The 12,019-nt window shown below is 46.5% G+C and carries 9 protein-coding genes; 3 read left to right on the forward strand and 6 right to left on the reverse strand.

What is annotated here, in order from left to right:
- Nucleotides 1-486: 486 nt before the first annotated feature.
- From JOE49_RS24440 to JOE49_RS24450, 3 genes are all read right to left on the reverse strand, one after another.
- Complete coding sequence (locus JOE49_RS24440) at nt 487-2,124, reverse strand: S8 family serine peptidase (protein WP_209943291.1); 1,638 nt, start codon at nt 2,122-2,124, stop codon at nt 487-489.
- 517 nt (nt 2,125-2,641) lie between these two features.
- Nucleotides 2,642-4,423, reverse strand: coding sequence for a SulP family inorganic anion transporter (locus JOE49_RS24445; protein WP_209943293.1), 1,782 nt, complete (start codon nt 4,421-4,423; stop codon nt 2,642-2,644).
- Nucleotides 4,424-4,452: 29 nt separating this feature from the next.
- Complete coding sequence (locus JOE49_RS24450) at nt 4,453-4,782, reverse strand: ArsR/SmtB family transcription factor (protein ID WP_013311437.1); 330 nt, start codon at nt 4,780-4,782, stop codon at nt 4,453-4,455.
- 547 nt (nt 4,783-5,329) lie between these two features.
- On the opposite strand from JOE49_RS24450, the gene JOE49_RS24455 reads away from it, so the two are divergent.
- The 3 genes from JOE49_RS24455 to JOE49_RS24465 all read left to right on the forward strand — a co-directional run bounded on the left by JOE49_RS24455 (nt 5,330) and on the right by JOE49_RS24465 (nt 9,485).
- Nucleotides 5,330-6,787 (forward strand): RtcB family protein, encoded by a 1,458-nt coding sequence (locus JOE49_RS24455; RefSeq protein WP_209943295.1) that lies wholly within the window; start codon nt 5,330-5,332, stop codon nt 6,785-6,787.
- 1 nt (nt 6,788) lies between these two features.
- Nucleotides 6,789-8,069 carry an AAA family ATPase gene (locus tag JOE49_RS24460; protein ID WP_104496095.1) on the forward strand — a complete coding sequence of 427 codons (1,281 nt, stop codon included), beginning with the start codon at nt 6,789-6,791 and terminating at the stop codon, nt 8,067-8,069.
- Nucleotides 8,070-8,330: 261 nt separating this feature from the next.
- Nucleotides 8,331-9,485, forward strand: coding sequence for an MFS transporter (locus JOE49_RS24465; RefSeq protein ID WP_160788943.1), 1,155 nt, complete (start codon nt 8,331-8,333; stop codon nt 9,483-9,485).
- Nucleotides 9,486-9,604: 119 nt separating this feature from the next.
- Here JOE49_RS24465 and JOE49_RS24470 read toward each other — a convergent pair whose 3' ends face one another.
- From JOE49_RS24470 to JOE49_RS24480, 3 genes are all read right to left on the reverse strand, one after another.
- Nucleotides 9,605-10,357 carry an ATP-binding cassette domain-containing protein gene (locus JOE49_RS24470; RefSeq protein WP_160788930.1) on the reverse strand — a complete coding sequence of 251 codons (753 nt, stop codon included), beginning with the start codon at nt 10,355-10,357 and terminating at the stop codon, nt 9,605-9,607.
- Between the two features lie 14 nt (nt 10,358-10,371).
- Nucleotides 10,372-11,040: an amino acid ABC transporter permease gene (locus JOE49_RS24475; RefSeq protein WP_023989825.1), complete on the reverse strand. Its 669-nt coding sequence runs from the start codon at nt 11,038-11,040 to the stop codon at nt 10,372-10,374.
- Nucleotides 11,041-11,113: 73 nt separating this feature from the next.
- Nucleotides 11,114-11,965, reverse strand: a complete 852-nt coding sequence (locus JOE49_RS24480) for an amino acid ABC transporter substrate-binding protein (protein WP_025724330.1) — start codon at nt 11,963-11,965, stop codon at nt 11,114-11,116.
- Between the last annotated feature and the right edge of the window lie 54 nt (nt 11,966-12,019).

Raw genomic sequence — 12,019 nt, forward strand, 5'->3', positions numbered from 1 at the left:
CACACGGGTTGCGCAATACGATGTGGTTGGCGACCACCTCCTTCATAGAATATAGAGGCACAAAAATATTTGGCTGTTCATAGGTGGCAGTACTTCATAGGTGAGTTTGCAATCCCAATAGAAAAGCGATGAATTCAGTAGAAACCAAGGAGAAAAAGCAGGAGAAATTCGAAGAAAAACATGTTATATCATTACATTTTATATTAAAAATTGATATATAATCATATATTATGGAATAGTATAAAGTTATCAAAACAGATATACAAGTCATTTTTTTGCATTTTTCCTGAAATTCTATGACTTTTATATTCTTTTATGTGCGAAAACCCCTTTTTTGCGGCTACGTAATAGTGCATTACACGGTTAACAGGTGTATGCAATCTCTGTACGAGCCGCTCAAAGGGATTTTCCGGGGTCTTTCTTAATCCTGTCTTTCGCTCTAAATCTTGTTCATTGGAAGTCGCTTATGGGATTTTTGCAAAATCCTCAGTTAAGTACTGAATTGACTGCAGCAAGCGCGTCGATCAGACCATATCCGTAACCATTGTTCGGTGAAGTCCGATACTGGCTGTCTGTCAGCGGAGTCGCTGTTTTTGAAATAACATCCTCCAGTTGATCCACAGTCAAAGATGGTTTGGCCTGAAGCAGTAATGCTGCTAATCCAGCAGTATGCGGGCCTGCCATAGAAGTACCGTTCCATCCCCCCTCATACACTCCGCCCGGTACAGAAGAACGGATGTTCACACCAGGAGCCGAAATTTCAGGCTTCACTTCGCCATAAGGAGAAGGACCGCGCAGCGAGAAGCTGGCCAGCTTGTTGTTAACGTCCGTGGCTCCTGTCGCATAAGCTTCCGGTAGATTCGCCGGATTGGCTACAGACCCAGGTCCGCCCGGATTGGACAGTGTTGTGTTGCCTGCGGAGAACTCAGGGAAAATCTGAGCCGCTCTCCACGCCTTGGTGACTGGACGATACCATTCATCCAGGCCAGGTCCACCGCCCCAAGAGTTATTCACCACATCCGGTGCAAGCTCAGGGTGCTTTTTACCGTTTTTATCTACAGGAGCAAGAATCCACTGTCCACCGTCCAGTAAGATGGAGTCGGTGGTATCTGGATTGAATACTCGAACCGCAATCCATTTGGCGCCGGGAGCAACACCGATTTCATTCGTACCGTTGCTGTCCGAGCCAACGCTCGTCCCCATCGTATGTGTACCATGTCCATTTGAATCAGTTGGCAGCGATGCTCCATTAACCGCATCATACCAGCTCAGTTCTGGATTAACGACCTGGCCGGAAGCGTTCAGACCACGCCATTTTCTTTTCAGTGCCGGGTGAGTATATTCAACGCCTGTATCCAGATTGGCGACAACAATGCCTTTGCCGTCAATGCCTTTGGCCCAAACCTGTGGTGCTTTGATTTTAGAAATATTCCACTCGACACGGCTTGGCGTTACAGCATCCTTATACACGGATTCTTCCACCGATTTTTGCGCGTTCTCTTCCGTCACAGCCGTATCTACAGCGGCTTGATCTGCAACCGCTTGGTCAGCTGTAGATTCCTCAACTACGGGCTGGGCATCCTTATCTATTTCTACCTTTTGCAGTTCCCGCTTTTCATCCGGTAAAATTTTGTCGATCTCAGGAAGTGTGGCGAGATTATCCATGACCTCTTTGGTGCTGGTTACCGCAAAGGCGTTCACGATAAAGTAACTCTTGTATTTTTTGACGTTTCCGTTATTGACTTCCTTCTTTAAGTATTCTTCCACGGATTGTTGCGTTTTTTCTGCTGTATCCATGAGAGAGTTCACAACCGTTGTACGTACAGAAAGCTTAGCAGCAGCGGGTGAAATTTGCTCTGCAGAGGCCTTTTGGAAAGCATGCTTGGCAACTGACTCCGTATCCACCTGATCCTTCAATTTAACCAGATAGGTGACATACTCACTGGCACTGAATTGTTGGTTCAGCTTGGCTGAAACCTTGGCGGAAACCTTGGCGGAAATGGTTGATCCTCCTGCTGAGGTGGTTGTGCTGGAATCTCCATATACCGGAGAAATTAGAGAAAAAGCAAGAAGAGCGGTAAAACTGACCGACAGCGTCTTTTTGATATTTTTCGACTTAATCAATACTTTCCATCTCCCTTTACTTGGTTTTTTAATTCTCAAGGACAACCTTCCGGGCAGCTACGTCAAAAGCTCACAAAATAGCCTCTGGTACTCACCTCCTTTAAAAAATATAGATTCCGCTGGGGTGAAATCCATAGGTCATCATTCTGAGGTGAACAACCCTTGGTGCAGACCGCAAAGAACAAGCATCAGGTAGGAACAGGTAGACAAGTTTGAAAATAGTAAGTGAAAAAATGAAGAAAAAGGTAGGGTAAGAAACTAGAAGTGATCGAGGAGGTTGATAAGTAAGTATTAAAATACAATTTAAAACAAAAGAATGAAACATATGGTATCTTTTGAATCTAGTATAGTGTCATAAAATCAGATATTCAAGCATTTTTTTTGAATTTTATTCCTTTTTTTCTTTAAGAAGAGAAAAATCTCTTCCATTTTCGAAGCAAATGCAAGTCTTCATTGTGCACTTGGTTTCGGAGATTAGAAGAGATTTTTCGGCATTCAGCAACAAATATAAAGAGTGTTATCTGCCGCTATTTACAGGTATGGGAACCGAAACGGCTCCATCTGGAAAGGAAGATTTGGCTTGCTGCGATCTGCGGCACAGACTCGTACATTCTCGGAAAGCCATTTGCCTGCATCCACAGCAATGATCCTGATTCACCAGCGCAAGGGCAGCCGTAAGGGCCTCTCCTGTATGTTCGAAAAAATGCTTTTGTCCAATCATGTCGTAGCATCCGGTTTTCTGTAGTAATGCCAGCGGTTGAGGCTGGAGTCCGGAAACAAGCACCGTCCCGCCAAACTTCCGGTATTTCTGGATTAATGCGGTAAAGTTACCTTCTCCCGTCATATCCATAAAAGGGACCTTTCCCATACGCAACAACAAAATCCCTTGTAGGTGGTCAGTGCGACCTCCCACACCTGAGTTTTCCAATACTGAAGCTGCACCGAAAAATAGAGGGCCTTCCACATTGTAAATAGCCACCTGTGGACAATCATGCTGATCTGTGACCATATGCGCGCCTACTTTTTCATGTTTTACAGAAGGATCAGGAAGTACCTTGTCTACTGAAAGTGTATTGCTCATACGTTTAACAAACAATACAACTGCCAGAATTAAACCCACCTCCACAGCCGTTGTCAGCGTTGTAAAAACAGTCAGCAAAAAGGTGACAACCAGTACAATAGAATCCGCTGTCCGCGTTTTGAGAATGTGCGCAAAATGCTTGCGCTCACTCATATTCCACGCTACTACCATCAGCACCGGAGCCATACTGGCCAACGGAATATTAGATGCATAAGGTGCAAAAAGCACCAGAATGAGGAGCACCACGAACCCATGTACGATGCCTGACATAGGAGAAACAGCACCGTTACGGATATTTGTGGCGGTGCGGGCAATTGCACCTGTCGCAGGAATACCGCCGAACAGCGGTGTCAGCAAATTAGCAATCCCTTGTCCAACCAGTTCACGATTGCTGTTATGCCGAGCTCCCGTCATACCGTCAGCTACCACCGCTGAAAGCAGAGATTCAATAGCTCCCAGCATTGCAATAACAAGTGCTGGCGGCAAGAGTTTCACGATCAAGTCCCACTTCATCACAGGAATATGTAGCTCAGGTAAAGATGCTGGAATTGCGCCATACGCAGATCCAATGGTAGCCACCTGCCCTGGAAAAAGTAAAGCTGCCACCAGTGTTGACAAGAGTAGACCAACCAGTGAGCCGGGTATCTTGGGCCATTTTTTAGGCACCAAAATAAGCGCGGCAAGACAGATACAAGCCGTCAGGATACTATATACATTCAGTGAAGGAAGTCGATGGATGAGCTCTGCCATGGAAGGCAGAAAAGTTTCATGCCGCTCTACCCCGCGCAAGCCGAGAAAGTTAGCAATCTGACCGCTGAATATCGTTACGGCAATTCCGGCCGTAAAGCCAATTGTTACTGGCTTGGGAATAAACTTAATCAGTGCCCCCAGCCTTAGCACACCCATTAAAATGAGCATAATGCCCGCCATAAAACCGGCTATGAGTAGGTTCTCATAACCGTATTGCATGACAATAGCCAGCAAAATCGGAATAAATGCACCAGTAGGTCCTCCGATCTGGAATTTCGACCCTCCCAGCAGCGAAACCAAAATTCCCGCAACAATGGTCGTATACAGCCCATATTCCGGCTTTACTCCTGATGCAATGGCAAACGCCATACCGAGCGGAATCGCCACAATCGCTACAATACTTCCGGAAATGAGATCCTTTCGCAAAGCCCCTGCGTTATAGCCTTCGAACCTTCCTATCCACTTCATTCCTATAACCCTTCTTTTCTGTAATAGCATTACTTCTCGTTACGTATACCTTCCAGCAACGAGATAGCTTCGACCAAATGATTGTCAAAAATCCGCCGCGCCACCGCAAGCAGCTCCGTCAAAAGCGGATCACGTAGTGAATACACAACCGATGTACCTTCCTTGAAGCTGTTCACCAAATTTTTGGCCCGTAAAACGGCCAATTGCTGCGATACGGCAGAACCTTCGGAACCGAGCGCAGTCTGCAGCTCGTTCACATTCCGTTCTCCTTCACTCAGCACCTCCAAAATGCGGATGCGCAGAGGGTGAGCCAATGCTTTGAAAAAGTCGGCCTTAAATTTCTGGAGATCTCCTTCCATGCCTGCTCCGTCCCCCTCACAGAATTGTCCAATAAACGATCAACAATATCTGAATATTTGAATATTCAGTACAATAACAGCTTTAGGCCAATTGAACTATGATGTTACTCACACTTCACCATGAGTAAAGTCACATTCTCCCACACTTCTATCTTTCAGGGGTTGACAGCTTCCACAGGTTTCCATTAACATAGCAATTAACTTTAAGAAAAGGGGGCCGACAGACATGACCGAGCTTTATATGATAACGACAGACAGACAGCATGATACAACCACATATTTGAGTTTTCGTCTCATCGGCCCCGTTCGGGCGACATGATGGGTGATATCACGCTGTCTGACGGCGTGATTAGCCAGGCTTTTTTATTTTTTTATGCTATTGGAAGAACAGGTTATTTTACGTATTTATGATGTGTTGATCATAAAATGTAATGACACTTTCGGTGCAGGAAGCCGTAGACGACAAGTCTGCGGTTTTTTTTTGTTTTTTAAATCTTTTTATGCAAGTATTTATGAATTTACATGAAGAAGGGAACTACCCATTTATATGAATATACAACATACAACCGACTCGTCCTTGCATGAAGGACCATACAGCCATCTGATGAAGCTTCCGGCAGGTGATCTGACCGTATATGCTTCTCAGCAACTTTTCTCCTCACTAGATTACAAGGTGTTCGAGATGGCTAATAACAATTTACAAATTCCAGGTATCCGCTATATGGGATACACACCAGATGTACATGTAGGCGTCGGAACCTGCATCGGTACGACTGCTGTATGGGGAATGGAGGACGGCTATGTATCTCCCTCCATCGTTGGCAGTGATATTGGCTGCGGCATGCGCGTACACCTGACCAATTTGCACAAGGATGCTTTGAAGGAAACCAAGCTGCGCCGCAAGCTGGTCAAAACCATCGACAAATACTTGCCCATGGAAGCCCACCAGCGCGGGCATTATTCGGATATCCGACTGGAGCATATTGTACGCAAGGGTCTACACGGCTTACCCAACAAATATATTCCGGACAGCTACACTCCTAAGAAATCCACCTCACTCACCCATGTAGAGCACAGTAAGTTCTCCTTTGACGAGGAGGTGCTGAATCTTGTCGAAGACCGTACATGGCATCGGGCTCACCGACAGCTCGGCACACTGGGTGGGGGCAATCATTTCGTCGAAATTCAGGCGATTGAAATCGCGGAGGAAAACCGCGAAACAGCTCAAGCGTGGGGTATGTTCGACGGTCAGGTGGCTGTGATGATTCATTCTGGATCGCGGGCTTGGGGTGGAGCAGTCAGCCAGGCCAGTTCATCTGCTATTGCCAAGACGATGAGCCGTCTCGGACTCGGTACCTCTGACCCGAGACTGGTATTCGCACGGCTGGACCATCCCGAGGCTGCACATTATGTCGATATGATGTATTCGGCGCTAAATTATGCCGTGGTGAACCGACATCTCATCGCATACTCGGTGCGTGAAGCCTTCCGCGATGTCTTTGGTACAAAGTGCGAGTTGCGTACTTTGTACGATCTAATGCACAATTATGCTTGGGAGGAATCCCATCCGGATCACGGCAGCGTGTTTGTGCATCGTAAAGGTGCTACGCGTGCTCTTCCAGCAGGACACCCTGACAATCCGCGGCCTTATCAGGCGACAGGGCATCCGGCCCTGATCCCCGGCTCTATGGGGACAGCCTCTTATATTATGGTAGGTTTACCGGGCGGTCAGGATAACTTCCACTCCATTTGTCATGGAGCAGGCCGTATTCGTTCGCGTTCTGCGACCAAACGACTCGTCAGTGTGGACGATTTTGCAGGGGCCCTGGGTGTAGGGACAGACGACGAAATTGTGGTCAATCAGGCATCGCTGGAAAGCATTATCGACGAGTCTCCACAGGCCTACAAAAATGTAGATGATATTATCGAAAGTGTCACCGGGGCAGGACTCGCAGCAGTTGTAGCCAAATGCAAGCCGCTAGCCGCCCTGAAAGGAGCCAAATAATTTGAGTATAGACATCCCAGCTATTTACGAATTTGATGAACGTACAGATGGGCGCATTACCGGTTATGCCGCTTATGCCCGTCTGATCGACGGTATCAGTGAAGCACTCTATAACCGCTACGGCGTAAAATACGTGCTGTATGCCAGCGATGATCCCAATATTGAGTATTGGGATTTACTGGAGGAGGACATTCGTGCAGGCAGTCCCGATCTGGAGCATGTAGCACGGGTCTTCGATCGTCTGGAGGAACGCACCATCCAGTATGACGATGACGGGCCGACTCCTGAATATGGCGTGCATCTGTCGATGCGTAATAATGTATTCGCCTATCCCAAGTGGGGCATCGCGCTGGCGCGAGTTCCCTTTTTCCGTGAGAATGGCGTGTACAATGAAGATTACGTATTTGCGATAGGCGACCAAGAGCTGCAAGGCTTCCTCGCGGGAGTACGCGGTCGTGAACGTAAGCAGAATATGAAGCGTGTCACCGTTTTTACCGACACAAGCCGTGGACTTTCTCGGCAGGCAGAGCCGATAACCCGCGCAATTACGCGGGATGACGTGATTTTGAAAGCGGAAATCAAACGGGATATTTTCCGATCACTTGATCAGTTTTTTGAAGCGGATCGTACCTTCTATCAGACTTATAACATTCCTTACAAGCGTGGTATTCTGCTATACGGCCATCCGGGCAACGGTAAAACAACACTTGTAAAATCAATTGCCAGCAGTGTACCGGGTCCGGCAGCCTACTGGCAAATTACGGAGTATACAACCAGTGAATCGGTCAAAGAGGTGTTCGAGGCGGCTACTCGCCTGGCCCCGATGGTACTGGTTATTGAGGACATTGATTCCATGCCTCAGGAGGTGCGTTCTTTTTTCCTGAATACCCTCGACGGTGCTACATCCAAGGAGGGCATCTTCCTGATCGGAACGACCAATTATCCCGAAAAAATCGACCCAGGTCTGATGAACCGGGCAGGGCGTTTCGACCGGGCTTATGAAATCAGTTTGCCTGACGAAGCGCTGCGACTGGCGTATCTCAAGCTGCGCAACTTCCTTGTTTTTGCAGGGGAAACAGGTACACAGAAGGCGGCATCCATGACTGACGGGTTTTCGCTGGCACAGCTCGGAGAACTGTATGTCAGCACTGCTCTGGAATGGCATGAGCAGGGAAAAGCCGATATTGAACTGATTATCAAAGGTATGCGAGGCGAGCTCGATAAGAGCCGTAAGCAGGACTGGTTAAAAAATGTGGCCGAAGGACGAGTCGGGTTCTTCTGAGTTATCCTTTCATTTCCTTATCAAGAAATTTGTGTTACATTCATAAATAATAAAGTATCGAAAGGGTGACCTTAAGCCAATGATCTACTAATCCTATTCCACCAAAGAAAAAAATCGTAATCTTACGAATTTTCTGGATAGGATTAGTGTAGGCTTTGGGTATTCACGATAAGAGCATTGCTTCTTTGACGGGAGCAGTGTATCTTCTTGTTCGCACGTCTACCTCCTATCCAGAAACCAATGGATAAGGAGGTTTTTTGCATGAAAAGAATACTTGGAATCCTAATGATTAATATCTTCATCGTTATGGTGGGCGTTGGTTTAATTACCCCCATCCTGCCAGAACTGGTCATTGAGTTTGGAGCCAGTGGACGGGCGATCGGTTTATTGGTAGCAGCCTATGGCATGACACAATTCCTGCTCTCTCCCCTGACTGGACAGCTATCTGATCGATATGGGAGAAAAGCATTCATCGTCGCAGGTGTCATTGTTTTTGCTGTGGCTAAATTTATCTTTGCTATTGGAGATGAGCTGTGGATGCTGTATACCTCAAGACTTCTGGAAGGAATGGCAGCAGCCCTGATTGTTCCACCTATGATGGCATATGTAGCGGATATTACAACAACCGAAGAACGCGCCAAAGGGAACAGCCTGCTCGCCGCAGCCATGTCATTCGGATTTGTTATTGGACCTGGACTGGGTGGTCTTCTTGCAGGATATGGAACGAGAGTGCCGCTTTACGCAGCGACAGGTGCTGCTATGGCTGCTGTTATTTTTTCAGTGTTTTGTTTGCCTGAAAGTTTATCGAAAGAGCAAATGAAAGCAGCGCGGGCAAGAATGATTCAGAAGGAATCTATTTACAAACAATACGCAAGATCGTTGAAGTCAAAATATACGATGCTCTTTGTACTTGTCCTGGTGATGACCTTTGGACTCGCTAATTTTGAATCTGTTCTTGGTTTATATGTAACGAACCGCTTCCAATTCTCACCTCAAAATATTGCTGTCATTCTGACCGCAGGTGCTGTGATCGGAGTCGGTATGCAAGCATTAGTTGTTGCTAAAATAATCAATAAGTTTGGTGAACAAAGGGTGATCAAAGGATCGCTTCTTTTCACCTCAGTTGCTTATATTTTATTTCTCTTAGCCAAAGATTTTTGGAGTATCTTCCTTGTCACTTCCCTTATTTTCTTTGCCACAGCTATGCTTCGTCCAGCTCTTAATACACAATTATCGAAGATAGCCGGGAATGAGCAAGGATATGTAGCGGGTATGAATAATGCCTATATGAGTGTCGGGAATATTTTAGGCCCTACTCTAGCAGGATTTTTGTTTGATGCAAATCTGTTCGCTCCATTCATAGCAGGCTGTTGTATTCTGTTGATTACTTTTTTGCTTACATTAAAATTGAAATAAAAGAGGACAACTGATGAGCAAAAGGCAGCTACGGGTTCGAGGCTTATTTTTCAATGCCCGGCTGTAGCTGCCTTTTTATTCAGTCTAAACGCTTATTTTAATAAATACTGTAATTCCCTTTATTCCGCTTCCCCGCTCAGACGATTCAAAAACTGAATAGCCCGTGGACTGGTGGGCTGCTCCAGAACCTCATGCGGCGTACCCTGCTCAACGATTACACCCTGATCCATCAAAATCACATGGTCCGCGACCTCAGCTGCAAATTTCATTTCATGGGTGACAATGACCATGGTCATCCCTTCGGCGGCCAGTTGCTTCATGACCTTAAGCACCTCGCCTACCAACTCGGGGTCAAGCGCAGAGGTCGGCTCGTCAAACAATAGTACCTCAGGTTCGACCGCCATTGCCCGGGCAATACCGACCCGTTGCTGCTGTCCTCCCGACAACTGATGCGGATAGGATTCCGCTTTATCAGCCAACCCCACTTTTTTTAGCAATTCCAATGCACGTTTGCGCGCCTCATCCTTGCTCTTTTTCTGAACCGTGACTTGTCCCTCCATCACATTTTGTACTGCTGTCATATGCGGGAAGAGGTTGTAGGATTGAAATACCATCCCTGTCCGTTTGCGCAGTGCCAAAATGTTTTCTTGCCGGAGCTTCGTCACTTTCGCAAAATTCAGTGCAATATCCCCTACTTGGATCTCTCCTTGGTCAGGAATTTCCAGCAAATTCAAGCAGCGTAAAAGCGTTGTTTTACCAGAACCGGAAGGACCGATGATAACAAGCACTTTCCCCTTACCCAACGTCACGTCAACACCCTTAAGCACTTCCAGCGAGCCGAACGATTTGTGTATATTCCGAATTTGGATCACCGGTACAATCTCCTTTATCTGACGGAAAAACGGCCTAGTCGCTTCTCCAGGTAATTTTGCAGCACAGTCAAAATGGTGCTAAATAGCAGGTAAATAACTCCCGCCTCGGTATACACCAATAGCGGTTCGTATGTGGTAGCTACAATCTGGTTAGCTGTTCTGAACATTTCCACATAGGTGATGGTCGCTGCCAGTGAGGTATCCTTCACTAAGCTGATGAATGAATTAGCCAACGGAGGTACGGACACACGGGATGCTTGCGGAAGCACGATACGCCGCAATACTTGCCAGCGCGTCATACCCAGAGAGTATCCCGCCTCCCATTGGCCTTCCTGAATGGATATGATAGCCGCACGCATAATTTCAGAGCTATAAGCCCCTACGCTGAGGGTAAAGCCGATCACTGAAGCAATAAACGGGTCCAGTGTAATACCTACGGAAGGTAAACCATAGAAAATAATATACAATTGCACCAGCAAAGGAGTTCCTCGAATCACCCATACATAGAAGCCGAAAATCAGCTTGAGTATTCTCCATTTGGACAGCCGGGCCAACGCTGTAATCAGCGCCAGCACGAGTCCAAGAGCAAAGGAGATAAGCGTGAGCGGAATCGTAAAAGAAACCCCTGCTTTTAGCAGAGGCAATAATGAATCGATAATGATTTGTATTTGACGATCATCCATTGTACAGACATCCTTTGAAAAGATAGGTTTGGGAAGATTCGGTTCGACTTGGCGAACGTTTGGTCTTCATTTATTATTTGGATACGTCAGCTCCAAAATATTTCTCGGAAATTTTCAGGTACGTACCATCAGCTTTCATATCAGCCAGCGCTTTGTTTACTTCCTTGATCAAATCTTCGCTGCCTTTATTGAATACAGCTGCGCTGTGTGAAGCATCTGGAGATTCGTCCACCTTTTTGATGGGTGCGTCAGGCTTTTGCTTTTTCAGATCAAGATAGGATAATCCATCATTGACGGTCGCATCCACCCGTTTGGAAGTGAGGAGGTCGATGGCTTGGTTGAATCCCTCTGTTGCCACAATTTCCGCACCGTTGCTTTTCGCGATTTGAGTCAGGTTACTGGTCAGGGACTGCCCAGCCTTTTTTCCTTTTAGATCAGCAAATTTCTGGATGTCTGTATTGTCTTCGCTTACGATCAGAACTGCCTTGGAGACAATGTACGGATCGGAAAAATCATATTTTTGCTTGCGTTCATCTGTAATGGATACTTCATTGAACACCGTGTCAAACCGCTTGGAGTTCAATCCTGCGAATATGCCGTCCCATTGCGTCTCGATAAACTCCGGTTGTACCCCCAGGCGTTTACTCACTTCAGTCGCAATATCGACATCGAAGCCTGTCAGCTTACCAGCAGCATCATGGTAGGTAAACGGAGCATAGGTACCTTCCGTGCCAATTCTTAGCTTGCCGCTTGCTTTTACAGATTCAAGAGTAGCTGTAGCAGTAGTATCTGCTTTTCCATTATTAGATCCGTTATCTCCGGTAGATGCATTATTGGTACTGGCGCCTTTATCGTTGTTACCGCAGGCCGAAATCAGCAATGCCATCACGATGAGTACAATCGGCAAAAAACTAAATTTTTTCATGGTATCCACACTCTTTCCCTTTTTCTTGATAACCTAGCACGCGGCTGGTCATTG

The organism is Paenibacillus sp. PvR133, from assembly GCF_017833155.1.
Classification (GTDB): domain Bacteria; phylum Bacillota; class Bacilli; order Paenibacillales; family Paenibacillaceae; genus Paenibacillus; species Paenibacillus polymyxa_B.

What these genes read in the sequence shown, in the direction of transcription:
- JOE49_RS24445 (WP_209943293.1), bottom strand. Translation starts at nt 4,423, where the DNA reads ATGAAGTGGATAGGAAGGTTCGAAGGCTATAACGCAGGGGCTTTGCGA.
- JOE49_RS24450 (WP_013311437.1), bottom strand. Translation starts at nt 4,782, where the DNA reads ATGGAAGGAGATCTCCAGAAATTTAAGGCCGACTTTTTCAAAGCATTG.
- JOE49_RS24455 (WP_209943295.1), top strand. Translation starts at nt 5,330, where the DNA reads ATGAATATACAACATACAACCGACTCGTCCTTGCATGAAGGACCATAC.
- JOE49_RS24465 (WP_160788943.1), top strand. Translation starts at nt 8,331, where the DNA reads ATGAAAAGAATACTTGGAATCCTAATGATTAATATCTTCATCGTTATG.
- JOE49_RS24475 (WP_023989825.1), bottom strand. Translation starts at nt 11,040, where the DNA reads ATGGATGATCGTCAAATACAAATCATTATCGATTCATTATTGCCTCTG.
- JOE49_RS24480 (WP_025724330.1), bottom strand. Translation starts at nt 11,965, where the DNA reads ATGAAAAAATTTAGTTTTTTGCCGATTGTACTCATCGTGATGGCATTG.